Source organism: Pseudidiomarina sp. PP-1MA (assembly GCF_041200125.1).
Taxonomy (GTDB): Bacteria; Pseudomonadota; Gammaproteobacteria; order Enterobacterales; family Alteromonadaceae; genus Pseudidiomarina; species Pseudidiomarina fusca.
The window spans coordinates 1,276,867-1,303,028 of record NZ_CP165718.1; the positions used below are offsets into that span (position 1 = coordinate 1,276,867).

Here is a 26,162-nt window from a genome sequence, read left to right on the forward strand (position 1 = left end):
GGATCGATATGTTTCGTTGGTTTGAAAGCCGGTTAAATCCATTTCCCGAAGATAAAGTAGAGCAACCACCGCAAACCCTGGTGAAATTCTGCCTTTATTATAGCCGCGGCGCTTGGCCTTATATCATTGCGGCCGGGCTGCTGATGATGTTGATTGCGCTAACTGAAGTTTGGCTGTTTAGTTTTATCGGTAATATTGTCGATTGGCTGGCTGAGCAGAATCGCGAAACCTTTGTGCAGGAGCAATTCTGGGGGCTAACTGGGATGGCCTTGGTGGTGATGTTGGGCTTGCCCATGCTGGTCATTTTGCACTCCTTAATTACCTATCAGTCGCTATTAGGTAATTATCCCATGCGTATTCGCTGGTTAGTGCACAAGTATTTGCTTAATCAGTCACTCACGTTTTATCAAGACGAGTTTGCCGGACGCATTGCCACCAAAGTGATGCAAACAGCACTCGCAGTGCGCGAGTGCGTGATCAAACTGTTCGACGTACTGAATTATGTTACCGTGTATTTTATTGGTACCGTTGCCATTATTGCCAGTGCGGACTGGCGCTTGGCGGCACCGTTGGTGGTTTGGGTGGTGTTATACGGTTTGCTATTACGCTTTTTTGTGCCGCGCCTGGGCAAAGTAGCTGCTGCCCAAGCAGATGCGCGCTCAATCATGACGGGTCGCATTGTTGATAGTTATACCAACATCCAAACGGTGAAGTTATTTTCACATGCAGAGCGCGAATTAGAGTTTGCCAAAGACGGTATGACGGGGTTTCTTGGCACAGTGCATCGACAAATGCGCTGGGTGACCAAGCTTTATACCTGTCTTTACCTGCTTAACTCAACGCTGTTATTTGCGGTCGGCTTTTTAGCCATTTCGCTTTGGGTAGACAATCAGATCAGTGTGGGTGCCATTGCTGTTGCTTTGAGTTTGGTACTACGCTTATGGGGCATGAGCCAATGGATTATGTGGGAGATTTCCGCATTATTTGAGAATATAGGGACAGTGCAGGATGGCATCAAGACCGTCTCGGTACCGCAAGATATTCTCGACAAAGAGGGTGCAGTACCGCTTCATGTTACCCAAGGAAGTATTGAATTTGATCAGGTAAGTTTTAATTATCATAGCGATAAACCGGTTTTACATGATTTGAGCTTACACATCGCTGCCGGTGAGAAAATTGGCTTGGTAGGACGTTCGGGTGCCGGTAAATCAACCTTAGTTAACTTGTTGCTACGGTTTTATGAGGTAAATGAAGGGGCGATTCGGATTGATGGACAGAATATTGCTGAGGTGACGCAAACCAGTTTACGTCAGCACATCGGCATGGTTACTCAAGATACCTCGTTATTGCACCGTTCGGTACGCGGTAATATTAGTTATGGTCGGCCCGATGCTACCGATGCGATGATTGAAGAAGCCATCCACAAAGCCGAAGCCGATACCTTTATTGATGAGTTAGAGGATGCCGAAGGGCGTCGTGGTTTAGCTGCACATGTGGGTGAGCGTGGGGTTAAATTGTCAGGCGGACAACGGCAGCGGGTAGCTATCGCCCGGGTGATGCTTAAAGATGCGCCGATTTTAATTTTAGATGAAGCCACCTCGGCGTTAGATTCAGAAGTTGAGGCGGCCATTCAAGAGAATTTATATCGCTTGATGGAAGGTAAAACCGTGATTGCTATTGCCCATCGGTTATCAACTATAGCCGCAATGGATCGCTTGGTAGTTATGGATCAAGGTCGAATTGTAGAGCAAGGAACTCATGAGCAACTCTTGCAGCAGGGCGGTATCTATGCGCAATTATGGGCGCGCCAATCAGGCGGCTTTATTCCGGAAGAATAATAGGCACTATGACAGCTATTTTTGCAAAATTTAAAGCTATTTGGATGTCCGAGTTGGTTCGTCGATACGAGCTCGAACACGGCTTTCAGCGCGATGCTGTGATTGAGCAGCAGGCTCGGCAACAACCGCAGCTCAGTCAGCAAGTTTTATTGCGTGGACAACTCTGGGCAGAGCGCCTCGGGCTTACGCAGCACTTGCAACGGTGGCACCAACTGCGGCGGGTGATTGCGATCAGCTTAAGTTTGTTGGCAGTACTCATTGGCTTGGCGCAAGTGCAGGCAACGCTGGCCTTGCCAAGTCCAATTTCCTTGCTATTTGCCTTAGTGCTATTACTCGGAATGAATAGTGTCATGTTACTGCTGTGGCTGGTGCTGAGCCTACTGCAGGGGGTACGGCGTTCAGCCAGCTCACAGGCGCGCGGCACCAGTATTTTGCGACTATCGATGTGGTTGATGCAGCGCCTAGGTCGGCAGCCGCAACATCAGCAGTATCAAACAGCCCTGTGGTCGGTTGCTCAGCGCAATAAAATGATTGCGCCGGGCACCGCTATGCTCAGCCATGGGTATTGGCTCTTGGTGATGTTGGCCACCTGGTTGTTTTTATTTGTGAGCTTAAGCACCAATGTCTATCAATTTACCTGGGCTAGCACCATCTGGCCGGCGGCGACGGTTTCTAGCTGGGCTGAAGTGATAGGTTGGGGCCCCAGCTGGTGGGGAGTTAGCGCTCCTAGCTATGCTGATTTAGGCCCTGCTAGTGCTGATGCCACGAATCAACTGGCAGCCGGCCGCTGGCTACTTATGTGCGTGTTTAGCTACGGTATTGTGCCGCGGTTGTTGTTTCTGCTTGCTGCTATGCTGCTGCTAGGCTGGCGCGCGTGGCGGGCCCAACTTGATTTACAAGCACCTGGTATGGCAACCGTCGTGCAGGGCTTAAAACCTCGCGCCCAAGCCGTGGTGATTGATGCAGATACCCAACCGCCAACGAATTCCCCAGTTACGGTAGCCATGGCTAGTTCAGCACGACGCCAGCGTATGGAGCCGCCGCAATTAACTGCTGATAGCTTAACCGTAAGCCTGGATTTTGAATTAGACCATGCGTGGTTAGCACAACAGCAAACTGCAGCATCGGTTGGTTTTTATGGTGTTGTTGCCAGCGGTCTAGAAAAACGCCGGTTATTAGCTCACCTACATGCGCACCCTCCGCAGCAATTATGGGTGCGGGTTAATAGTGAACTAAGCCCAGACCGTACCACGCTTAAATTGTTACGAGAGATGATGGCATATGTTGCTGATCTAGAAGTACTGCTGATCACAGCTAATGAGCATGCTAGTGCCGAACAACAACAGCGCCTGCAGCATTGGCAGCAGCTGTTAGCCGAACAGGAGATACCATGGCGACTCGTTTAACGGCGTTACAATTGGCCGTAGTGGGGCATACCAATACGGGCAAAACCTCGTTATTGCGTACACTTTTGCATGACAGCCAATTTGGTGAAGTAGCTAGCCGCCCAAGTACCACTCGTGACGTGCTTACCATGGCTATTGGGAATGCTGAGCAGGTGTTGGTTGAGCTCTATGATACTCCGGGGCTAGAAGCTGGTAGTGACTTATTTGAGAGTTTAAGCCTAAGCGATGCCGAATTTAGACACGATGGCGCCAAACAAATACACCAGTTTCTAAATTCTACCTTAGCCGAAACAGAATTTGCGCAAGAAGCCAAAGTACTACGACAACTGCTTAAAAGTGACGCTGCGCTCTATGTGATTGATGTGCGTGATCCTGTGTTGCCAAAATACCAAGATGAATTAGCCGTATTGATGCGCTGCGGTAAACCGCTACTACCTGTGCTTAACTTTACCGCAACTACCGCAGGCTACAGCAACGCCTGGCAACAAGCATTAGCGCAGGTAAATTTGCATAGTTTTATTGAGTTTGATGCGGTGAGCCCACCTGAGGGAGGTGAAGCCGAATTATTAACCCGCTTAAAGTTAGTGGTGAAAGGCTTTGATCAGCAGCTAAACCTACTTATTGAGCACCGCGAGCAGCAACGGCAACGACGTTTACAGCAGGGGCTACAGCAGATCGCTGAATTACTGACCGATGTAGCTGCACTGCAACATCTGGTGAGTGCGGAGCTCGATAGTAGCGCTCTGCAGGAGGTTTTAGCTAAGGTACAGCGTCAAGTTACCGAACGCGAGCGTCGATGTGTGCAAGACTTACTAGCTTTGTATGAGTTCAACTTAGATGTCGTGGCGCTCGATAACTTAGATATTAGCACCGGTCACTGGCACGACGATCTCTTCGATACTGAGACCTTGGCTGAGTTTGGCATCAAAGCCGGCTTAGGTGTGGGCAGCGGGGCGGCCGTAGGTGCTGGTTTTGATCTTTTGGTGGGCGGTGCCAGTTTAGGCGCAGGAACCTTGTTAGGCGCCACGATCGGTGGTTTGTGGCAGGGCTGGCAACACTACGGCAAGCAACTGAAACATAAGCTACAAGGCCAACATCAACTGATCGTTGAAGACCCTATTATCTTGCTTTTAGCCGTGCGCCAACTGCAGTTGTTGCAGCAATTGAGCTTGCGTGGTCATGGGGCGACAAACACCTTATTACTCAGTAGTGATAACAGCCAGCGTGAACAAGAGTTAAGTAAGCTAAAATCTTTGTTTAAAGGAGCGCGAAAAAATCCGCAATGGTCAACTTTAGCGCAAGAAAATTTTATCAATGAGCCAGAACGTGCTACATATATAGACAAGTTAGTTGCACAGTTAATTAGATAATTTTATCAATTCAAGTCTTATGTGTTAGATAGCCAACGTTGAGCGAGCCAACCCAGTTGGTAACAGATGCACAACTGTTGATTATTTACGGGGTAGTTGTTTCTAGCATAGGGATATCATCATTGCCAGACCAAGGATTGCACGTAAAAATAAAGGACCAAGGCAAATCCCCACCGCCTTACACGAATGCATTGTCTCTATTAAGCCGCCGAGTGATTATTGGCGTTTTAATGACGGGGATTATCGCTAGCATCAGTACCCTAGTTCCGCTGTTTTTTTATTTAGATAAAACAGAAGATCGGCGTGGCTTAGCTTATGCCTCTGCGCAGGCTCTCGCAGTAGAGCAACAACTTACTCACTATGAACAGATAGCTCAACAGTTTGCGAGTCGCTCACAGATACGTCAGCGTTTGGCTTTGTATTTGGACCAGCAAATTGCGCTAGCTCAAGTACAACAAGAGACAGCCGCACGACTGGCCCATGCAGTGGAGTTTATTCCAACCCTAGTGGGGGTTATAAGAATTGCAGCTAATGGCACTGAGATTGCTCGAGTTGCAGGTGAATCAGGCACCACCAGCCTATTAAAGCAGGTAAATCTGAGCCAATTAAATCTGCATAGAACGGACTACATTAACCTCTCTGGGCATATTTATATCAGTGTAGTAGCGCCTATTATAAGCCTCAATAATGAAATCATTGGTCATGATGTGTTGTTATTCGACCAAACCGAAATCATTGATATTTTAGTGCATTTGAATAAATTTGATGCAACCACCGAATTTAGTTTGTTGCATTTAACCCGCAAAGTTGAACTGCATTTTAGTTTGTCCCCCAGAGGCACTGCTGGAGCAACTGAATTCAACGCGAATGTGCGCGAGCTGATTCATTCTGAAGCAGTCTCAGTTGCCCATGCTTTAGTAGGCCAGCAACCTCAACTTCATAGCGGCGTATTCCATAATTTACAACATCGTCACTTTTATATTCCACTCAGCGAGTCTAATTGGGGCTTGTGGGTAACACAGCCAGAAACGTCATTGCGTGAAGAGCTCTTGGTTGAGCTGCTCTGGGTAAGTGGCATAATTTTCTTGATTGTAGCGATAGGTGCCTATTTATTAAAATTATACATGCGGCCCATTATCCAGCAGCAACAACAACAACAGCAGCAACTACAGGCACTCAATCGGCAGCTCCAGCTAGCTGGGATGGTGTTTGAAAAAACTCATGAAGCTATTGTCATTACGGATGTGGACTTACGTATTAAGAGAGCTAATCAAGCTTTTTTGAATTTGCTTAACCTAAGCAGCACAGAGATAAAGCAGCATTCTTTAAGTGATTTTATTGACAGCAACAAAGTCTCTCTACGGCTTACCGAAACCGTTCGTAAACATTTACAACAACAGGATGGCTGGCAAGGCGAAATCTGGTATCGCACTGCAAAAGGCGAACCCATTGCTGCATTGCAAACGATCACAGCGGTGCGCAATCAAGAACGCACGGTCACACAGCTTATCCATATCTTTAATGATGTAACAGCAGACCAGTTAGCGGTGGAAAACATCAAACAACAGGCCCTAACAGACCCCTTAACTGGATTACCTAACCGAGCTGCTATCAACCATCAAATTACGGTGCTGCTGCACAATGCACCGACACACCTAGCCGTGTTGTTTTTAGATTTGGATAAATTCAAGCCTATTAATGACACCTATGGTCACGATGTAGGGGACCAATTGTTACGTTGTATTGGACCAAGAATTAAGGCGCAACTGCGCCATCATGACGTGGTGGCGCGCATTGGTGGCGATGAGTTTGTGATTGTCCTCAATGCACTCACTGAGCCTAAAGATGCCGAGGCTATTGCTCAAAAGCTGGTGCTTGCCTTACAGCAGCCCTTTGTGCTCGAGCAGCATACGGTCACCGTTGGAGCATCGGTTGGGATAGCGCTTTATCCACAGCATGGTGAAGACTACGAAACCTTGCTCAATAAAGCCGATAATGCCATGTATCGTGCGAAAGAAAGTGGCCGCAATAGGTATTGCGTGGCGGAATGATAAGCAGCTAGGCCGTTTGCCCCTCCACGAGCCCCTCGTATACCAACATTTTACGGGCCTAAAAAAAAGGGCTTAGGCGTTAGCCTAAACCCTTGTTTTATTTGATTTTTGGTCGGCGTGATAGGATTTGAACCTACGACCCCTGACACCCCATGACAGTGCAGTTAAGGGTGTGGTGAAAGCCAATAAGTACGTCTTTTGGAACAATAAGTACGCCATGTGGTGACCCTAAAGGTGACCCAGATAATGACTTGCTATTAAATTGATTTTTTCGAGAGATAGATGAAAAAACTCGAATTCTAAGACTAGTATAGAATCCCAAGGGGACACGCCCTTGGGGATATTTGTAAGCCCTAACTCAAGGTTGAAGGAGAGAGCTGTTTAAAGCCGCGCTTACTATGATTGGGGCTATAGTGTTCGCAGCATCGTAAGAATCAATATCAGTAAGGTAATCTTTACTATCTATCTCTTTCTGTACTAACCCACCTTTAAGTATGTAAATGGAAGTAAGTTCGGCGAACTTAGGCTTTGTCATATCCTCGTCACCCACTTCAAAGTATTCCAGAAAGAAAGTTACCTTCATTGCCTTGATGCTACCATCTACGACACATGGCCGCTCTTGGAAAGTGACTTTATACCCAAATAGCGTACCAAGCCCCTGTACTTTGTTTAAAGGTAACACTTGAGCAAAGTTAGTTTTAGCAGCAGTATCGCAGAGGATTTCCCAGAATTTATTAGTTCGCTCGACGACCTCGTTGTAATTCTTTTGGTGTGAGGTAATTTCATACGCTTCCATTATCGTTCTCCTTTTCAGTAGAAAATCTAATCTACTTAAAAATGCCAACATTTGAAAGTCATAGTTATTTTTCGCTTTCCGGATGTAACTCTAGCGCAATTTGTTACTTCTAAGAATCTGACAAAAAAGCCCCAGTGACTGATGATAGTCGCTGAGGCTAGATGTTCTCTTATTCGTTGTTTAGGTCATGTGGGGCTCTATGGCGAGCGCTGGCGCTGTTTGCGTGATTACTTGCTGTGAGTTGCTTGAACAAGTAACGCAAGGCATCAAACGCTTCAATATCGGCCTTGTACGCATTTCCCATCGACTCACCGCCATTGGTGACTGAGTGCAGTAGAGTATACTTAGCGTCGATGTACTGGCTATTGCAAGCACAGAAGGGGACTGGCATGGGTGAAGCTAAGTAAGCGTAACCTGTGATAGTGGCTGACAGATTATGACTTACAACTTGCCTTAGTTTAGAGTGCATCAGGTTGTCTTTAAGTTATCTCTAGGATGAGCTTAATGCCACCTCTGATTGACCTAGAGTCATCTTAAAGAAGACCTGTAATTCATGTTTAGTGTTAATCATTATTGATTATTACCTATATCAAGACTCTGAGAAGACTTAAGGGAAGACCTTAAGATGACTTAGAGTTCGCCCCCTTACCCCCACGATTCCTGTCATGCCCCCTTAAGATGACAGGTCGGTCAGACATGATAGTCCAACGATTAGAGGTAAGTGAGGTAGTCACCAGAAGTTCTTGCATAGTAAGACTTTGAGTTTTTCTTTTAGTTTCCCACCCATAGGTGCGTGACCTGAAACTGAGCCCTTTATTTACAAGGCTCTGAGTCGTTCTATAGGCGTTGCTGTGTGGCTGCTTTATGATAGTCACCGTGTCAGCCCCTGAGATTTTAAGCAGGGTGAGACAAGTGAACGCCTAGGAAGCTCTGTAAGATCGGCTACAAGCATGTCGCTACCATCGTATAGCCTCAGCGCTTACACGATCTTACAGGCTCATTTAGGCGTCTTTACGGGGCTTCTACGTTTGCTTCTTTGCTCTGCTCATCCAAGATACGGTACACAGTAGCTCGACCAATGCCCAAGCGCTTAGCTATCTGAGCCTTAGCGACTCGCTGACGATGCAACTCAAGCACCTGTTCACGGTCAACGGTAGGTCTACGCCCCTTGTAAACGCCTCGCTTCTTAGCCTGAGCAATACCTTCACGCTGGCGCTCCAGAATGATAGCTCTCTCAAACTCAGCGACTGAGCCCATGACTGACAGAATGAGCTTCTGCATCGGGCTAGCTTCAGCGCCCCCAAAGGTCATGTTCTCCTTGATGAAGCGTATCTGTACGCCCTTGTCGTTGAAATAGTTAATCAGTTCTAGCAGGTCTTCAAGGTTACGAGCCATTCGGTCAATGCTATGCACTACAACCGTGTCGCCCTCCCTGACATGCTCCTTTAACTGTTTGAGCGCAGGTCTGTTTGTCGTTGAGCCTGAGCACTTGTCGGTAAAGGTACGGTCGAACGCTAAGCCATCAAGCTGGCGCTCAGTGTTTTGGTCTGCTGTTGATACTCGAACGTAGGCGATTGTCTGCATGATTGTGTCTCACTTGGGTCTAGATGTAGTGAGTTATACTGTATCAGAATTCAAAAGACAATCTATTTGATACACTTTTTATGTCTCATGCATGTGTATCGCTACGCTGTACCTAGTTGAGATGCTGCCTTCGAGCGATGTGGCAATCTTGCAGCATGTTCAGATGGCTACTGAATGACTCTGTGATTATGACGAAAGAGTTAAGGTTCTTGCACATCTAACACAAAGCACCCGTACGGGGGAACTTCCGACTTCACCGTTGTGTATATCCATTCACAGATTTTTAGTTGGAAATAAACCAAGTTAGTAACACCAGCGAGATGTCTTCCTATGACGTTGTAGCCGACTGTTTGCCAACGGGTAAGGAGTGGAGTACATTCTGATTGGTATGTAACAGCTAGAGGTGGAGCAATGTCGGCAGGGATTCGCATCGAGAACAGTAGTAACATCAGGATTGAAGGCGGTTCTGTCACTGGAGCTGACATAGCAATAGATGTAGTAGGTAGCTCCGATGTCAACGTCTCAGGAATGCGATTTAGTGATGTTGGCACAGCCATTAAGGCAGATAGAGTAACAAGGTTGGTGGCTGCCCGTAATTACATGCAGTCAATGCCTATTCATAAGGAAGTTACCTTCCCAGACGGGACGGTGTTTGACCTGAAGCCTTCTGTTGTTTTGGTTAGGCAGTACCTCTACTCACCTAGCTAATATAAATGTCGTTACGCTCAAACAAAAGGAGGGGCTCTAGTGCCAATGTTTGACATTAAGAACTCAAAGGATGTCGTTCTCAAAGACAATAAGACTGACCAACCTGACTTTGCAACGCTCGACAATGTTGAACGTATTGAAGCTGAGGGGAACGAGGTAGATACCCAGAAAGCTCATCGAGACGATATTGTAGACGTGAAGCCCAACTTTTTTGGGGTTGGACTTAACCTGAACGAGCTTTACCGTAGATGGCGAAGTCGAACTAAGCGCAATTAGCAGTAATAGAGCCGACCTGAGGCGTGTATTCATCTACGCAAGGCACTAATGACCTCAAGCAATCTGCCTCATGTATCCTGTCGATGTACTGCCACAGCTTATCCTTGTCCTTATGCTTGCTGTAGAGGCTGTACGTCAATGATAGTCGCTTATGTCCAGCTAGAACGCTTGCTATGTCTTCAGGGCAACCGATCTGTTCAAGTGCTGTGGCAAAGTGTCCTCTGAATGAATGTATTCCTGTCATGTAGCCTTTTAGTCGTATGACACATAGCTACACCGCGATGTCAGGCTTGTTGTCTTGTAAAATTGAGATAGACTTGCAAGGTGATGGCAACAGAAAGGATTGAGTATGCGTAGCCCAATGAAGCCCCAAAAGCTCAATGGCATATACGATTACTTAGGCTTGGCCGCAGAAGCTAAGCACAAAGGAATGCAGGCAGTGAAGTCTGGCAACTATGACGATGCTTGGTACTATTTTCATGAGCAGCAATCAGCGTATGCCAAGCACATTAACTCACCGATAGGGCATTTTACATCAAAGCAGGCCTTCGTGCTCTTATCGACTGTTAACGAACAACTTGCGAATGTATTGAGACTAGAAAGTAAGCATCGTCAGGCACTCGTGCATATTGTGTATTGGGCTGCATGGGGGAGCGCCTCAGGGCGAATGACAAAGTCAATGAGCTCAAAGTTAAAGAGCTACTTTAATCGTTGCCAATACGAGCAGCAAAACTTAGGCGAGGTTGAAAAACTAGTCAATCATGAAGCAAAGTTGAGACCTGACTTTGTTCGTATTCAGTCACTTCTTTCAGAATGGCGTTAGGCCTAACCTGAGAGGCAACTGCATCCCAGTCTGTATGCGTATCGAGCCCCCTCGGGGGGGGGAGTCAAGATTACATGAAGGTTGAATACGCGTTCAGATTTTTGACCCTAAATAATCTTGACTACTATGCTAGCTAAAACGTCAACCATTGAGCTGCCATATAATGCGCTGTGTCGGAGCAGAATTAATTATGATAACTAACGAACAGTTCGAAGAGTCCGCAGTTCCTCACTCTTGGTTTCTAGTAGCGGACAACCTCCATGAACAAGCTGTGAACGTACGTCAACGTGAAGGTCTTTCTAAGCTTACACATTACTCTGATGGCGAAGAGCAATGGCAGATTGATGTTTCTAGTAGAGCTTCATTCCTGCTTGCAGGATTTGCTATGGAGAACGCGCTTAAGGGATTGCTAGTTTATAGTAACCCTCAGTGGATTGAGAACGGAAAGTTGAATGCAAGGTTGAAGAGTCACTCATTAGAGCAGCTTGCAGTTGAACTCATCGGTACGGGTTTGGTCGACTTGTCACACATCCTTGACTCACTCAAGGCTCTCGAGGATGGCTTAGAGTCGTGGGCGAGATACCCATGTGGATTAAACAAGGGTGATACACGACCAGAAAGGCCAATGACTGACGCTCTCTGGAGTGAATATTGTAATGCAATGTCAGAGCTTGGGGGTATCTACAAGCAGCTTCTTGCTAACTATTGGAAAGGTAGTCATGCGTTTCATGGCAAATACACGATTGAAGGTGACTGGCTCGGCAACACAGAATAATTTGTTCTGAAGTAAGCCCACATTTCCTTATAAAAGCACATGCATGTGTACGCGAGCCTGTTAAGCAGCAGTGTCAATGACTTTAGGAACTAGCACCTTCATACAGTCCGCCTCGTGTATCCTTTCGATATACTGCCACAGTCTATCCTTGTCACTGTGCTTGCTGTAAAGGCTGTAAGTCAATGATAGTCGCTTATGTCCAGCTAGAACGCTTGCTATGTCTTCAGGGCAACCGATCTGTTCAAGTGCTGTCGCAAAGTGTCCTCTGAATGAATGTAGCCCTGTCTTGTAGCCTTCAACTTTCGCAAACCCTTTCGTTATCTTGCCGAACTTCGATGATATGCTATTGACCGCTTCGTTAACGCCTATCTCTGCTGTGGCTATATCAGGGAACAACCAAGGTGAATCACCAGCGTTTTTGATAGCGTCATGAACGAGATGCGATACGGTAGGGCAGACGGGGACAATGCTCTGAGCGTTCACGGTCTTACCTTCTCTGACCTCAAAGACAAGGTGACCGTCTATCTCTACGAACTGCTCTGTTTTAGCCTTGGCTAGTTCACTGAGACGTGTTCCGAGGAAGGGGAGCAGGCGTGTCAGTATGTGCATTGCGTATGGGTACTTCCACGTTGCCGTGTTTAACTTGTCGTACTCTGTTTCAGCTAATATGTGTTTCAGCTCAGCGTCAGTGAAGTTCCTGAAATGTTCTGACTTAGATTGTTTACGGTTACCTTCAACCTTCGTGTTCAGCCAAGGATTACCGCCTTTAGTCTTTTCCCTAGTCAGTGACCAGCGCCACAACTCCTGTAGCTTGCTCTTGTAATGCGTTGCTGTGTTAGCTGACTTGCCTTGCGCTAATAGTTCATCAATGAACAGCTGTGCTTGTCCTGACGACACATTGAAGGGGAGTTCATCATTGCCCAAGAAGGCTACCAATGCGTTAACGTATGTCTTTAATGCTGAGATGTACTTAGCGTCTTTCTTATCGACAGCCCAACTCGACCATTCATCTGCCAGTTCTTTGATAGTGGGCTGGAATTCATCAGGGATATTACCTGTCATTGCAGCATTCCACGCAGCGTGAACAGTTGGGTTGTGCTTGTCGTCAGGGTCTTCGACTATGACCTCAACGTCTGCAATCTCCATCGGGTGATGCTTGTCGTCTTGCTGCTGCTCAGACTCACGCTCTATACGCTCCCGTCTCCAAGGAGTGTAGTAGTAAAAGAACTTAGACTTGTCTGTGCTGCCTTGCTTAGCGTGATGTAGCTCCATCTCAATATCAGCATTTATCTTATTGCGCTTGATGATAGCTTCATGATGGCTGTGCGTGTGCAGTGTGTACTGTATGTAGGCTGAATCGTACTTGTCTTTCAGTTGGACAGGGGTTTTACGCCTGTAGAGCCACAAGCCAGATGATTGACGCTTAAGGTGCTTCTTATCCATTCGTTTACTAACACTCAATTTAGATGCGTATGAGGCTCGTAGTGACCCGAAAGGTGACCCAGAAAGTGACCCTACGGTGCTATACTAGCTGCTCAGAATGGGTGCATTTTTAATGCTTAATGCCTTGTAAGTCAATAGTGGAGAGAGCTGAGAGAAAGTTGGTCGGCGTGACTGGATTTGAACCAGCGACCCCTGACACCCCATGACAGTGCGCTACCAAGCTGCGCCACACGCCGACCGAGGGCGTTATATTACTGATAAATTCAACTTTAGCAAGCTCTGCACCGTTCAACTGCGGGTTATTTAATCAATTGCAGCCGTGTTATTATTACTGAAGCGTTTGAGCTTGCGAATACCGTCTACAAGAATAGGGGTTGCCGGAACCACCCCAGCTAAAGGTTCATAAGTATCGTTGGTAAAGGTTCGAATATTAGCATCCGCTTCGATCACCGACGTCATCTGTTCTTGATAGATGACTAAATCAGTACCGTAGCTCGTCATCAATGGCAGTTTTCTCACTTTCTCGGTCATATTCACGCCCACCGAGTAACTTGCGGCCTCGTTCGCGCAGCGCATGTAGCTGTGCAACACCGAGGGCATAATATCCGATAGTAGCACCAAGGGTTGAGCTTGCCATGACAGGTTTGAACTGATCAACAAAGGCACCTGCAGGTTGTTGATGGCATAAGTCTCAGTGCCACTAGATACTGCTGGCGTTAGCCCCACAATAATGAGCTGTAGTTGTTGGTTCTGTACCTCAGTGAGTGCGATCTTAACCTGGGCTACTAATTCCGCCCATTGATCTTGGCGATAATAGAGCAGCTCGAGGCTTGCGTTCGGGTTATTTGAGGTGATGTCCGCAAGTGCAAATTCGTCATCGGCACGAAGCTCAATGCCGTAGCTCTCCAAAACGGTTAGGTAGGCCGGTGGGGTGTTGGCTTGCTGCACCGCGCGTTGATACAAATCGGGTAAGCCATAAGTTAATTCAAACAGTGCTGCGCTGACATGGGTTTGTCCGAGTACCGGCGTGGCAACGCTACTAAACTCTCGTAAGCTAGCCGCCTTTACTGGGCTGCTGGAAAGCTCCATAAGCTTAGCTGCTTGGCTGCTCGTTAGCTTATCCACGGCAATTAACAAGGTGTCGTTAGGGTTGCTCTGGCGCGAGCACATCAGCTCGTTAAGCGGGTATTGCAGATTGATATCAGCGCGGGTGCGGATCAGATTCTGGGTAATGGCTTGGCGTTCTTCCACCAACAAGCCGTGCTTGCTCATTAAGGTTTTTGCGGTAGTTGGATAAGATAACGGAAACATATCATCTTGTTTGGTTATCGGAGTGTAAAACACCGCATCTGCCCACACGTGAATACTATGACTTGCTAAAAAACAGGCGACAAAGATGCTAGCAAAGGTTGGTCCCCAATGCTTTTGTTGTAATGAATCTAGGCGCTTCCAAGCGATATTAGACAGGCCTAGCTCAAAGACCAACAACACCACAAAAATAAGTAGCATGCCTAAGAGAATTAAAAAACTAGCGCCGGCAAAAGCTGATTCAGCGTCGCTTGCCAGTTGACTGAGTGAATAGGTATTTAAATGGTAGCCGTATTGGCGATAAAACAAAGCATCAGCAACTAAAGCGATCAAGCCAAAACTAGCAACTAACGTGGCGATGCCCCGAAGCACTCGTGATATCGGAATAAAAATACAGAACGGAAAAATCAGAATGATAAAAACAATAAAGGGTAAAAAGGCAAAATGGCCAAGCCAATTTACTATCAGGTAGATAACGCCAAGTGCAGACCCTGGCGCAGCAGATGCTTCTATATATAAGGTACCAATAGCTAATACTAAAAGAATATTAAAAAACGTAAACCAATGGCCCCAGCTTATTAAGCGAGCTATTTTGTCTCTGCGTTGTTTACGTTGCTTCATAGTAAGCTCTAGCGATTATTGTTTATTAGATGCTAGTGATTGTAACAGCACTTTACCAAATTGTTCAGCAATCTTATGCGTATCGTCAGGGTGATAACGAGCTTGAATGGTATTACTAACGGCATTCCCTAAGGTCATTAAAATAAGATCCGTAGGCGCTTGGTGTTGACTGAATACGGCTAACACGTCGTCGAGTAATTGCTGTTGTTGGTCGGCGTTGTATTTGGACACAATAGGCATAGTTTTTTGTCTCAATCTGATAGAATAGCGTCATCTTACCACAGGCACTGCAACAGAATACAAGGGTGACCATGTACGCAGAAGTAAAACATAGCATTATTCATCAGTTTTATACCAATGACGGCCAAATTGGACTGCGCGTAGCTCCAGCAACTTTACCGATTAACGATGAAGTTAGTCTCTTACTGACTGAGTTAACCGATGTATACCAAGCCAAGCCAAGCAAGGGGTACGCTAGATTTTTAAGCGCCAATGATGAGGATGCCGAGCCGCATCAGCTTAGTGAGTTTCCGCACTTACTTACGGGGTGGTTAGGTCAACAACTAGAATTTGTCGATTTTTCGCAGCAAGCCGCTAAAATTTTGCACCAGCAATTGCAGCATTACGGTATCTTAGAGGCTGGCTTTTTATTGATGGCGAGCTATACCGACCGCGGTGAAGATTATCTCGTGGTGGCTTTTTTGCCGTTTCAAGATGGCGTTACCATAGCCCCAGATTTATCTGTTGACCGTTCGTCGCAATTAGCTATCAGCAAAGTGCAATTAGCTGCCACTATTAATATCAGTGAGTGGCAGCAAGAGCCGGATTCAGTCACTTACATTTCCTTTATTAAGGGACGAGTGGGGCGCAAAGTTTCAGACTTTTTCTTGGACTTTTTGGGCTGTGCCGAGGCTGCCAACCCGAAAAAACAATCACAACACTTGGTTGAAAGTGTGCAAAAGTTCGTCCAAGAGTCACAATTAGCTGCTGAGCAGGCGAGTCAAGTTCGTCAATCGGTGTACGACATCTGTGACAATCAATGGCAACAAGGCGAACCAGTGCGTGTTAAGGACTTGTCTGAACAGTTGCAGGCTCAAGTGCCATTGGAGCGCAGTTTTGCTGATTTTGCCGGTAGCCAAGAGCAAGCCCTGCCCGAGGAAGTTTTAACAGATCGTTCCACCTTACGAAAACTGGTTAAATTTCAAGGGCAAGGTGGTGGTTTGAGTGTTGGTTTTGAACAAACTCTGTTGAATGAACGGGTTAAGTATGACCCACACACAGATACCTTAACCATTCATGGCACACCACCTAACTTACGCGATCAACTGCGGCGGTATTTTGGCATTGATAGTTAAAAAAACGCCGGCGAAAGCCGGCGTTTGTGAAGGTTTCATTATCTAACCACGGCAGGGCTATTTACCTTGAACGGGAATGATATTGGTTGCGTGTAAACCTTTAGGGCCCTGTTCTAGTTGGAATTCAACATCTTGGCCAGCTTTCAGAGTGCGGTATCCATCCATTTCAATGGTTGAATAATGCGCGAAGATATCACCTTCGCGATCTTCCGCCTCGATAAAGCCAAACCCTTTAGAGTTGTTGAACCACTTCACTTTACCGGTTGCCATACTTCTACTTCCTTTATTCTGCATTTAAGATTTAGTTATTGTTAGAATGGCATCGTGAAAAAAGAAACCAGTATGCATAAGCGCAGGTCTTGAATTTCTTTTTTGTTAACGCCATGTTTTACAATAGGTGACTTTTGCGGATAGTCAAGGCGTTTTTTGTCTAGTTAGTAACCGAACAGCTTATTTTTTTAAAGTTAAGCCATTTTTTGAATTTAATACTATATATAAGAGAAAGGGTTATCGATGAGTCATCCAAATCATCATCACCAGGGTGAAGTGCATACTGAAGACAAGCAGGCGTTAAAGCCGCCACCCATGTATAAAGTGGTTTTACATAATGATGACTACACTCCGATGGATTTTGTGGTAGAAGTATTAATCAAGTTTTTTCGGATGGACCAGGAGCGAGCTACCGACACCATGCTGACCATTCATTACAAAGGTCGAGCCGTTTGCGGTATTTATTCAGCCGAGATAGCTGAAACGAAAGTTGCGCAGGTAAATCACTATTCGCGCGAACATCAACATCCGTTGTTATGTGGCATGGAACTAGCCTAAGCATAAGAATGTTGGGTTGTTTGGGTATAAGGAGTTGATATGTTGAACAAAGCTTTAGAAGTAACACTCAACGATGCATTTCGTTTAGCACGAGATTATCGGCATGAGTTGATGACCGTTGAACATTTACTCCTAGCATTATTGGATAATCCTGAAGCCAGCAAAGCGTTGCGCGCATGCGGTTTGGATTTCACTAAGTTTAGGCTTGAGTTATTAGGCTATGTAGAGCGCACTACACCGAGTTTTGACGATGACAGCGCGGATACCGAGACCCAACCTACCTTAGGCTTTCAGCGGGTGTTGCAGCGCGCGGTGTTTCATGTGCAGTCGGCTGGTAATAGCGAAGTGACCGGTGCTAACGTTTTGGTCGCCATTTTTGGTGAGCAAGAATCTCATGGCGTGTACCTCCTGAACAAACACGACATTACGCGCCTCGATTTGGTGCATTATTTATCTCATGGGCTGACTAAGCTAGAGGATGAAGCTAACAACCAAAGCGATGAGCACGGCGCTAGCGAAACCCTTGATAATCATACCGATGAAGAACAGAGCTTTCTCAGCCGCTTTTGCAGCAACTTAAACCAACGTGCCAAAGATGGTCGTATTGATCCTTTGATTGGCCGTGAGTACGAAGTAGAACGGTGTGTTCAAGTGCTGTGTCGTCGACGCAAGAATAACCCTCTCTTGGTGGGCGAGGCAGGCGTAGGTAAAACTGCTATTGCGGAAGGTTTGGCCTACCGCATTGTGCATCATGAAGTACCAGACGTGATGGCTGATGCCGTGATCTATTCCCTTGATATGGGCGGCTTGCTAGCGGGCACCAAGTATCGCGGTGATTTTGAAAAGCGCTTTAAACAATTACTCAAAGAATTAGCCGGGCAAACTAATGCGATTCTTTTCATTGACGAAATTCATACCATTATTGGCGCCGGTGCTGCCAGTGGTGGGGTACTAGATGCCTCAAACCTGCTCAAACCGTTACTCTCAAACGGCGAGCTAAAATGCATAGGCTCTACAACTTATAGTGAATTTAAAAATATTTTTGAAAAAGATCGGGCATTAGTACGTCGGTTTCAGAAAATTGATGTCAGCGAACCATCGGTGGAAGATACCACCCGCATTCTAATGGGGCTGAAAGAACGTTACGAAGAGCACCATCAAATTCGTTATACCCAACCGGCCATCAAAGCGGCTGCTGAATTAGCCGCACGTTACATTAACGACCGCCAGTTGCCAGATAAAGCTATCGATGTGCTTGATGAAGCGGGTGCCAGCCAACGGCTATTGCCTCCGTCGAAACGCAAGAAAACCATAGGCGTTGGCGATATTGAGGCGATTGTGGCCAAGATTGCCCGTATTCCAGAGCAATCGGTGTCTCGTTCAGACCAACACATTCTGAAAAATCTCGATCGTAACCTAAAGCTGGTGGTGTTTGGGCAAGACCAAGCTATTGACCAATTAACCGCAGCCATTCGTCTGTCTCGATCTGGTTTAGGTCATGAACAAAAACCTATTGGTTCGTTTTTGTTTGCCGGGCCAACGGGTGTTGGTAAAACTGAAGTCACGCAGCAGCTAGCTAAGGCCATGGGCATTGAGTTCTTGCGTTTCGACATGTCTGAATACATGGAACGCCATGCCGTTAGCCGGTTAATTGGTGCACCGCCGGGCTATGTAGGGTTCGAGCAAGGTGGGCTGCTGACAGATGCGGTGATAAAACATCCGCATGCAGTGTTACTGTTAGATGAAATAGAGAAAGCGCACAGCGATATCTACAACATCTTATTGCAGGTGATGGATCATGGCACCCTTACTGATAATAACGGCCGTAAAGCGGATTTTAGGAACGTTATTGTGGTGATGACCACCAATGCTGGCGTGCAAGAAACTGTGCGCCAAAGTATTGGTTTTCAGCAACAAGATCATGCTCCTGATGCCATGCAAGAAATCAACCGAACCTTTTCGCCGGAATTTCGTAATCGCCTCGATAGCATCGTTTGGTTTAACCATTTGAATACCGAAGTGATTGAACAAGTCGTCGACAAGTTTATTTGTGAGCTGCAAGTGCAGTTAGACAAAAAACAAGTGTCGCTGACTCTAGATCAAGCAGCGGTGAAATGGTTAGCAGCAAAAGGTTATGATAAAGCGATGGGCGCGCGGCCGATGGCTCGTGTTATTCAGGAATATCTGAAAAAGCCATTAGCTAACGAAATCCTGTTCGGCCGTTTAAGCAATGGTGGGGCAGTGGCTGTTAGTACGAAAAATGGCGAGTTAGACCTCGCCATTAGTGAGCGCGAAACCACCCCGAGTTCTGCTAGTTAAGCAGGGCTCGGTGGTGCTATTAACGAGCGCGGAAGACGATCCGACCTTTGGTTAGGTCATACGGGGTAAGCTGCACCGTGACAGTGTCACCCGTTAAAATGCGGATATAGTGTTTGCGCATTTTGCCAGAAATATGCGCAGTCACCACGTGACCATTTTCTAGCTCAACACGGAACATAGTGTTAGGTAGGGTATCTAGTACCGTACCTTGCATTTCAATACTGTCTTCTTTTGCCATTCAAATCCTCGATATTTTATCGTTTATATATGCGTTGCCGGGTATGATGAAGGTGGTTAAGAGGTTAACCGCTCGCGCTGATGACATCCCCGTGCGAAAAGTGGCCAGAATTTTAGCCGCTTTTGACAATAAATGCCACTGATAATGCCGTTTAGCCATGATTTAAAGCTGAGCTTGCTGCCAAAATTGCTTGACGCTTGCCCGTTGCGGCTGTGCAAGTTCAGTTAAATAAGCCGCCCGGGCGAGTTCAAAGGCACCTAAGGAAGCTGTGTGTGGATTCATAATCTGTGCATCAATATAGCTGCCACCAGCTGTAAAAAATGCCTGCGCAAAACGCAGCAGCGCAAATTTACTCGCATTGGTGACCCTTTGAAACATGCTTTCTGCACAAAAAAGGTTGTTGACTGCAACGCCGTATAAACCGCCGACCAACTGACCTTGTTGCCATACCTCAATGGCGTGGGCGTGGCCTAATTGGTGCAGTTGCTGATAAGCCGCGATCATTTCTGGATGAATCCAGACCCCACGTTCAGCTTGTGCGTGTACCTCAGCACAAGCTTGGATCACCCCGGCAAAATCCTGATTGATGGTGACCTGCAAGTTCGTAGTGCGGATAAATCGACGCATCGAGCGACTGACGTGGAGGGAGGTTGGACTAAACACACAGCGCGGATCCGGGCTCCACCACAACAAGGGGTCGTCCTCGCCAAACCACGGAAAGATACCTTGTTGGTAAGCAGCGATTAAACGAGCGGGGGCAAGATCACCGCCAACGGCGAGCAAGCCGTTAGGATCAGCTAGAGCAAAACGTGGTGATGGAAACCAAATAGAATCGCTTGCAAGATGTGCAATCACGTTTTGCCCTAGTCGTCTTGAACTAAACTTAGGCTTTGGTTAAGCCGTCTAAATAACGTTCTGCGTCTAGTGCCGCCATACAGCCCGTGCCTGCCGAGGTAATGGCTTGACGATAAATATGATCCATCACATCACCGGCCGCAAAGACGCCAGGTACGCTGGTCGCTGTGGCATTACCGTGGGTACCCGATTGCACGCTGATGTAACCGTCTTGCATGTCTAACTGATCGGCAAAAATACCTGTGTTTGGCTGATGGCCGATGGCAATAAAGCAGCCCATAGCCTCAATCTCACTCAAGGCACCGGTTTGAGTGTCTTTTACGCGCACTCCAGTAACGCCCATATCATCACCTAGGACTTCGTCGAGGGTCTTATGTAAATGCAAGGTCACGTTACCGTTGGCTGCTTTTTCCATTAACCGATCGACCAAAATTTTCTCAGCACGGAAGCTATCGCGACGATGGATAACATGAACTTCGCTAGCAATGTTAGCAAGATACAAAGCTTCTTCAACGGCAGTATTACCACCACCAACAACGACAACTTTCTGATTACGATAGAAGAAACCATCGCAGGTTGCGCAAGCAGAAACACCTTTGCCCATAAAAGCTTGTTCTGATTCTAAGCCTAGGTATTTAGCTGACGCGCCAGTAGCTACAATCACCGCATCGGCAGTGTATTCGCCGCTATCACCGAATAACTTGAGCGGCTTAGTAGAAAAATCAACGCTATTAATGGTGTCAAAAATGATTTCTGTATTAAATTTTTCCGCGTGCTGCTGCATCCGCACCATCAAATCAGGACCTGTTAAACCTTCAGGATCACCTGGCCAATTCTCTACTTCGGTGGTGGTGGTTAATTGTCCACCTTGTTGTAAACCTGTCACTAGCACTGGGTTTAAATTGGCTCGTGCTGCATAAACAGCAGCGGTATATCCGGCTGGGCCAGAACCCAAAATGAGAAGACGACAATGTTTGGCTGTAGCCATGAAAAATGTACTCCGTTATGCGTTCAAATTATTTCTTAGGTATATGGCCTGATTGTAGGGTTTGCAACCCTAAGAAACAAGAGACCCGCAGGGTTTTCACGCTGCGGGTCTTGGCTTAATAGGTTGACAAAAGGTGAAATTTAACCAGCAACCGCCTGTTGTGGGTCTAGGTATTCCAGACCTAATTGCGCACCTAAATCATCGTGAATCGCTTTATAGGTGATTTTACCTTGATGCATATTCAAACCGTTCAGCAGGTGTGGATCATTCGCTAATGCTTGCAGACCTTTATTAGCTAATGCCAAACCAAATGGCAAGGTAGCATTGTTCAGGGCAATGGTGGACGTACGAGCAACGCCACCTGGCATGTTAGCCACACAATAGTGAATCACATCTTCAACCACATAGGTTGGATCTTGATGGGTCGTTGCTTTAGAGGTTTCAAAACAGCCACCTTGGTCGATTGCTACGTCGACAACCACTGAACCTGGCTTCATGTTTTTCAGGTGTTCACGGGTTAATAACTTAGGCGCTGCGGCTCCAGGAATAAGTACCGCACCAATCACTAAATCAGCTTCACGCGAGTAGGTGTCTACCGCATCAACCGTTGAGTAGATGGTTTTCACGCGGCCAGCAAAAATGTCGTCTAACTGACGTAACCGCGGTAATGAGCGATCTAGAATAGTAACGTCAGCACCCATGCCAACAGCCATTTTAGCTGCTTGAGTACCAACCACACCGCCACCTAAGATCAGGACTTTTGCAGGAGCTACGCCAGGCACGCCGCCAAGCAGGGTGCCGCTGCCGCCATTGGCTTTTTCAAGGTGGTGTGCACCTGCTTGAATACTCATGCGGCCAGCTACTTCACTCATCGGAGCAAGCAAAGGTAAGCCACCGTTGCGATCGGTTACAGTTTCGTAAGCGATAGCAGTTACGCCAGCTTTTGCTAACAACTCAGTTTGTACTGGGTCTGGCGCTAAGTGTAAGTAGGTATAAAGAATCTGACCCTCACGCAATTGTTCACATTCATGTGGTTGCGGTTCTTTGACCTTGATAATCATTTCAGCCTTGGCAAAGATATCTTTTGGGTCAGCAACAATAGTGGCACCGGCTTGCTCGTAATCTTCGTTGGTAAAACCTATCGCTAAGCCGCCATTTTGCTCAACCATAACTTGATGGCCATGAGCAACATACTCGCGCACTGCAGCGGGGGTTAAGCCAATGCGGTATTCGTGGTTTTTAATCTCTTTTGGTACACCGATAAGCATGGAACAAGCCTCTTTGGTTGATTCTGTAAAACAATGGATAATGGCGGGCATTATAGTAGAAAGCAGGGGTGTGTTTCGTACTTTTTTTGACGCAGGAATTAGTGTATAAATAGCATTAACATGCGCTAAATAGAGAAAAACAATGTTTAGTCCGGAAGTTCCAATAGAAATCACGGTCGACCGTATCGATCGGCGGATTCTACGCATCTTGCAAGCTGAGGGGCGTATTAGTAACGTGCATTTAGCCCAGCGGGTGGGGCTTAGCCCAACGGCTTGCAGCGAGCGGGTGCGTAAACTTGAGCGAGAGGGCGTCATTGAAAGCTATCATGCTCGGATTAATCCCGCTAAATTAGGGGCTAACTTAATGGTATTTGTAGAAATTACCTTGAGTAGAACCTCATCTGATGCGTTTGCTGATTTCAGCGCTGAGGTGCAAAAAACACCGGAAATTCTAGAATGCCACTTGGTTGCCGGTGATTTTGATTTTCTGATTAAAGCACGAGTGCCAGATATGCCTTCTTATCGCAAGTTATTAGGCGAAACTATCTTAACCATGCCAGGGGTCAATGAGTCACGTACTTACGTGGTGATGGAAGAAGTTAAAGCTGATAATAAGGTCTTGATTAAAGGTTAACAAAAGAACCCTACTAAATAGCTGAATAACCCGCACAAGCACGCTACAATAGGGGATAAAATAATTATAACGCTAAGCGCAAGGATATCGATACCATGGCAAAACAGCAGCAACCGCGAGGTCTTAAATGAGCGGTGTACAACGCATGTTGGAAGTTGGCCTTATTTTATGTGGGGCCTTTGCGGTATTTTTGTTTCTGGCGTTAGCAAGCTTTCATCCGGCCGACCCTAGTTGGTCGCAAACGGGATTTGAAGGCACCATTCATAATCATGCCGGCGCCATTGGCGCATGGTTTGCCGACGCTTTGCTCTTTGCCTTGGGTTATGTTGCGTATTTAATCCCCTTTGCTCTGGCTGGTTTGGGCTATTTGATGTTTCGGCAACCCCACCGTTTATTAGAGCTGGACTATTTGGCGGTAGGATTGCGCCTGATTGGTTTAGTCCTGACGCTGATCGGTGCTTCAGCCTTAGCTTCCTTAAATTTTGCTAATATTTTTTCTTTTTCTGCCGGCGGGGTAGTGGGAAACGTTATTAGCCAATCGCTGTTACCCTATTTTAATTTGATCGGCACGACCTTATTACTGTTAACTTTTCTCTGTACCGGCTTGACCTTAGTTACCGGTGTTAGTTGGATTTGGTTAGCCGATAAGTTAGGTGAGTGGACCATTACCGCAGCATTATGGCTAGCCGCCCAAAGTCAGCGCGGCTGGGCTTGGGCGATGATGAAGTTACAAGGTCAAGCGCAACAGCGCAAGCAACAAGCGGCAGAGCGCCAAGCGGCGCAGCGCATCATTGATACAGAAGATAGCGATACAGAACATAGTGATACCGAAAATAGCAATGAGAGCGATGCTGCGCTTAATAAGAAAGGCGCTGACACAGCTAACAAAGCAAACCGCCGAGCGATTGACTCTCCTGTTAGTGCGCGAGTAGAGCCAGAATTAGATGAAACATTTGACTTGCCAAGTATTCAAGCCACCGATGATCTGAGCCGATTCCAACCACCGCGCGAGCCAGTACGGGTGAATTCTGACGCGACCTCTTTGAGTACTAGTAACGCTGTGCAACCAGAGCCGGACACTGAGCTTGGGGCGAATACGGCAGTATCGTCAGCCGCGGATGATGATGCTAACGAAGAACCAAATCAGGGCCCGATAGATCCATTACCATCGATTGAGTTATTAGACCGTCCTAATCGCACGGGTAACCCATTAACACCAGCTGAATTGCAGCAAATCAGTGAAACCGTTGAGGCTGTACTGCAAGACTTTGGGGTGGAAGTGAAGGTCGCGAATGTTCAACCAGGCCCAGTGATTACCCGGTTTGAGCTTGATTTAGCGCCTGGTGTCAAAGTGTCTAAGATTTCAAACTTAGATAAGGATATTGCGCGCTCACTTTCGGCTATTTCGGTTCGCGTTGTCGAAGTTATTCCAGGCAAATCCTACGTCGGTTTAGAGCTTCCTAATAAATCTCGAGAAACGGTATTTTTCAGTGAAGTGATAGCCTGTGATGCGTTCCAACAAAGCCAATCTCCGCTAACCATGGTGCTAGGTAAAGGTATATCTGGTGCGCCGGTTGTAGTTGATTTAGCTAAGATGCCGCATTTATTGGTCGCGGGTACCACCGGCTCGGGTAAATCCGTTGGTGTGAACGTAATGATTTTGAGCTTGCTGTATAAGAGCTCACCTGATGATGTCCGCTTAATCATGATCGACCCAAAAATGTTGGAGCTGTCGGTGTACGAGGGGATTCCTCATTTACTTACCGAAGTGGTCACCGACATGAAAGATGCGGCCAATGCGCTGCGTTGGTGTGTGGGAGAAATGGAGCGCCGCTACAAACTGATGTCAGCCTTGGGTGTACGTAACTTGAAAGGTTACAATCAAAAGGTGTTAGAGGCCATTGAAGCGGGCGAACCCTTGCGCGATCCGATCTGGAAACCAGGGGACTCGATGGACGAATTACCACCTTACTTAGAAAAATTACCAAGTATTGTGGTGGTGATTGATGAGTTTGCCGACATGATGATGATTGTTGGCAAAAAAGTAGAAGAATTGATTGCTCGAATTGCGCAAAAAGCGCGGGCAGCAGGAATTCATTTGATTCTTGCAACTCAGCGTCCGTCGGTAGACGTGATTACTGGGCTCATTAAAGCAAACATTCCTACGCGTATCGCCTTTCAGGTGCAGTCTAAAATCGATTCGCGCACCATTTTGGATCAGCCCGGTGCTGATCAGCTATTAGGGCAAGGGGATATGTTGTACTTACCGCCCGGCAGCGGAGTACCAACGCGAGTTCACGGTGCCTTTGTGGATGATCACGAAGTACATGCAGTGGTCGCTGATTGGAAGAAACGCGGTAAACCTAATTACTTGGATGAAATTCTCAAGGGCGGCTTAGATGAAGACAATCTGTTGCCTGGCGAACAATTAGACATGGGTGATGAAGAAAGTGATCCACTCTACGACGAAGCTGTTGCTTTTGTAACCGAAACACGTCGAGTATCCGTCTCTAGCGTGCAGCGCAAATTCAGAATTGGTTACAATCGGGCGGCACGAATTGTGGAACAAATGGAAGTAAGTGGGGTCGTTAGTAGTGCCGGCAACAATGGCCAGCGTGACGTTATTGCGCCGCGCGCTCCACGCGATTAAGGCTTGTTAGCTAAGCATTGCTGGTCTC

23 protein-coding genes and 1 tRNA gene are annotated in these 26,162 nt (G+C 46.8%); 12 read left to right on the plus strand and 12 right to left on the minus strand.

The window, feature by feature from the left end; all coding sequences use genetic code 11:
* Positions 1-8 precede the first annotated feature (8 nt).
* From AB8S08_RS06135 to AB8S08_RS06150, 4 genes are all read left to right on the plus strand, one after another.
* The gene (locus AB8S08_RS06135; RefSeq protein ID WP_110075024.1) at positions 9-1,838 is read left to right on the plus strand and encodes an ABC transporter ATP-binding protein; all 1,830 of its coding nucleotides are present in this window, start codon (positions 9-11) and stop codon (positions 1,836-1,838) included.
* A gap of 8 nt (positions 1,839-1,846) precedes the next feature.
* Positions 1,847-3,244: a DUF2868 domain-containing protein gene (locus AB8S08_RS06140; protein ID WP_369744134.1), complete on the plus strand. Its 1,398-nt coding sequence runs from the start codon at positions 1,847-1,849 to the stop codon at positions 3,242-3,244.
* On the plus strand, positions 3,229-4,614 hold the full coding sequence (locus tag AB8S08_RS06145; protein ID WP_369744135.1) for a GTPase/DUF3482 domain-containing protein: 1,386 nt from the start codon (positions 3,229-3,231) through the stop codon (positions 4,612-4,614). Before AB8S08_RS06140 ends, AB8S08_RS06145 begins: the two co-directional genes overlap by 16 nt.
* 191 nt (positions 4,615-4,805) lie before the next feature.
* Positions 4,806-6,665 carry a diguanylate cyclase domain-containing protein gene (locus AB8S08_RS06150; RefSeq protein WP_369744136.1) on the plus strand — a complete coding sequence of 620 codons (1,860 nt, stop codon included), beginning with the start codon at positions 4,806-4,808 and terminating at the stop codon, positions 6,663-6,665.
* Positions 6,666-7,023: 358 nt separating this feature from the next.
* On the opposite strand, the gene AB8S08_RS06155 is transcribed toward AB8S08_RS06150, so the two are convergent.
* The 3 genes from AB8S08_RS06155 to AB8S08_RS06165 form a co-directional block, all read right to left on the minus strand.
* On the minus strand, positions 7,024-7,461 hold the full coding sequence (locus AB8S08_RS06155) for a hypothetical protein (RefSeq protein WP_369744137.1): 438 nt from the start codon (positions 7,459-7,461) through the stop codon (positions 7,024-7,026).
* A gap of 169 nt (positions 7,462-7,630) precedes the next feature.
* Entirely contained in the window at positions 7,631-7,852 is a 222-nt protein-coding gene (locus tag AB8S08_RS06160) for a hypothetical protein (protein WP_369744138.1), read from the minus strand.
* 620 nt (positions 7,853-8,472) lie between these two features.
* Positions 8,473-9,045 (minus strand): recombinase family protein, encoded by a 573-nt coding sequence (locus tag AB8S08_RS06165; RefSeq protein WP_369744139.1) that lies wholly within the window; start codon positions 9,043-9,045, stop codon positions 8,473-8,475.
* Between the two features lie 411 nt (positions 9,046-9,456).
* Here AB8S08_RS06165 and AB8S08_RS06170 point away from each other — a divergent pair, with 411 nt between their 5' ends.
* The 3 genes from AB8S08_RS06170 (at position 9,457) to AB8S08_RS06180 (ending at position 11,627) form a co-directional block, all read left to right on the plus strand.
* A complete protein-coding gene (locus AB8S08_RS06170) occupies positions 9,457-9,753 on the plus strand; it encodes a hypothetical protein (protein ID WP_369744140.1) in 297 nt (98 codons plus the stop codon).
* Positions 9,754-10,378: 625 nt separating this feature from the next.
* Entirely contained in the window at positions 10,379-10,852 is a 474-nt protein-coding gene (locus AB8S08_RS06175; protein WP_369744141.1) for a hypothetical protein, read from the plus strand.
* 190 nt (positions 10,853-11,042) lie between these two features.
* Complete coding sequence (locus AB8S08_RS06180; RefSeq protein WP_369744142.1) at positions 11,043-11,627, plus strand: hypothetical protein; 585 nt, start codon at positions 11,043-11,045, stop codon at positions 11,625-11,627.
* A gap of 60 nt (positions 11,628-11,687) precedes the next feature.
* Here the strand turns inward: AB8S08_RS06180 and AB8S08_RS06185 are convergent, their stop codons facing one another.
* The 4 genes from AB8S08_RS06185 to AB8S08_RS06200 form a co-directional block, all read right to left on the minus strand.
* The gene (locus tag AB8S08_RS06185; protein WP_369744143.1) at positions 11,688-13,070 is read right to left on the minus strand and encodes a tyrosine-type recombinase/integrase; all 1,383 of its coding nucleotides are present in this window, start codon (positions 13,068-13,070) and stop codon (positions 11,688-11,690) included.
* Between the two features lie 159 nt (positions 13,071-13,229).
* Positions 13,230-13,306, minus strand: a tRNA-Pro gene (locus tag AB8S08_RS06190).
* A gap of 67 nt (positions 13,307-13,373) precedes the next feature.
* Entirely contained in the window at positions 13,374-14,999 is a 1,626-nt protein-coding gene (locus AB8S08_RS06195; protein ID WP_369744144.1) for a DUF3413 domain-containing protein, read from the minus strand.
* Positions 15,000-15,014: 15 nt separating this feature from the next.
* Entirely contained in the window at positions 15,015-15,239 is a 225-nt protein-coding gene (locus AB8S08_RS06200; RefSeq protein WP_110075029.1) for a DUF1414 domain-containing protein, read from the minus strand.
* A gap of 71 nt (positions 15,240-15,310) precedes the next feature.
* Between AB8S08_RS06200 and yejK the strand changes: the two genes are divergently transcribed.
* A complete protein-coding gene (gene yejK / locus AB8S08_RS06205) occupies positions 15,311-16,354 on the plus strand; it encodes a nucleoid-associated protein YejK (protein ID WP_369744145.1) in 1,044 nt (347 codons plus the stop codon).
* Between the two features lie 57 nt (positions 16,355-16,411).
* Here the strand turns inward: yejK and cspD are convergent, their stop codons facing one another.
* Positions 16,412-16,624, minus strand: a complete 213-nt coding sequence (gene cspD / locus AB8S08_RS06210; protein ID WP_110075031.1) for a cold shock domain-containing protein CspD — start codon at positions 16,622-16,624, stop codon at positions 16,412-16,414.
* Between the two features lie 243 nt (positions 16,625-16,867).
* Between cspD and clpS the strand changes: the two genes are divergently transcribed.
* The gene (clpS, locus tag AB8S08_RS06215) at positions 16,868-17,182 is read left to right on the plus strand and encodes an ATP-dependent Clp protease adapter ClpS (RefSeq protein ID WP_110075032.1); all 315 of its coding nucleotides are present in this window, start codon (positions 16,868-16,870) and stop codon (positions 17,180-17,182) included.
* 39 nt (positions 17,183-17,221) lie between these two features.
* Positions 17,222-19,501, plus strand: coding sequence for an ATP-dependent Clp protease ATP-binding subunit ClpA (clpA, locus tag AB8S08_RS06220; protein WP_369744146.1), 2,280 nt, complete (start codon positions 17,222-17,224; stop codon positions 19,499-19,501).
* Between the two features lie 19 nt (positions 19,502-19,520).
* Here the strand turns inward: clpA and infA are convergent, their stop codons facing one another.
* From infA to ald, 4 genes are all read right to left on the minus strand, one after another.
* Positions 19,521-19,739 (minus strand): translation initiation factor IF-1, encoded by a 219-nt coding sequence (infA, locus tag AB8S08_RS06225; RefSeq protein ID WP_008489926.1) that lies wholly within the window; start codon positions 19,737-19,739, stop codon positions 19,521-19,523.
* Between the two features lie 162 nt (positions 19,740-19,901).
* Entirely contained in the window at positions 19,902-20,594 is a 693-nt protein-coding gene (aat, locus tag AB8S08_RS06230) for a leucyl/phenylalanyl-tRNA--protein transferase (protein ID WP_369744147.1), read from the minus strand.
* 28 nt (positions 20,595-20,622) lie between these two features.
* Positions 20,623-21,582: a thioredoxin-disulfide reductase gene (gene trxB / locus AB8S08_RS06235; protein WP_110075035.1), complete on the minus strand. Its 960-nt coding sequence runs from the start codon at positions 21,580-21,582 to the stop codon at positions 20,623-20,625.
* 140 nt (positions 21,583-21,722) lie between these two features.
* Positions 21,723-22,850 carry an alanine dehydrogenase gene (gene ald, locus AB8S08_RS06240; RefSeq protein WP_110075036.1) on the minus strand — a complete coding sequence of 376 codons (1,128 nt, stop codon included), beginning with the start codon at positions 22,848-22,850 and terminating at the stop codon, positions 21,723-21,725.
* A gap of 142 nt (positions 22,851-22,992) precedes the next feature.
* Between ald and lrp the strand changes: the two genes are divergently transcribed.
* Together lrp and AB8S08_RS06250 are read left to right on the plus strand one after the other, a co-directional pair.
* Positions 22,993-23,484, plus strand: coding sequence for a leucine-responsive transcriptional regulator Lrp (gene lrp / locus AB8S08_RS06245; RefSeq protein WP_110075037.1), 492 nt, complete (start codon positions 22,993-22,995; stop codon positions 23,482-23,484).
* Between the two features lie 127 nt (positions 23,485-23,611).
* Positions 23,612-26,134: a DNA translocase FtsK 4TM domain-containing protein gene (locus tag AB8S08_RS06250; protein ID WP_369744148.1), complete on the plus strand. Its 2,523-nt coding sequence runs from the start codon at positions 23,612-23,614 to the stop codon at positions 26,132-26,134.
* The last annotated feature ends 28 nt before the right edge of the window (positions 26,135-26,162 follow it).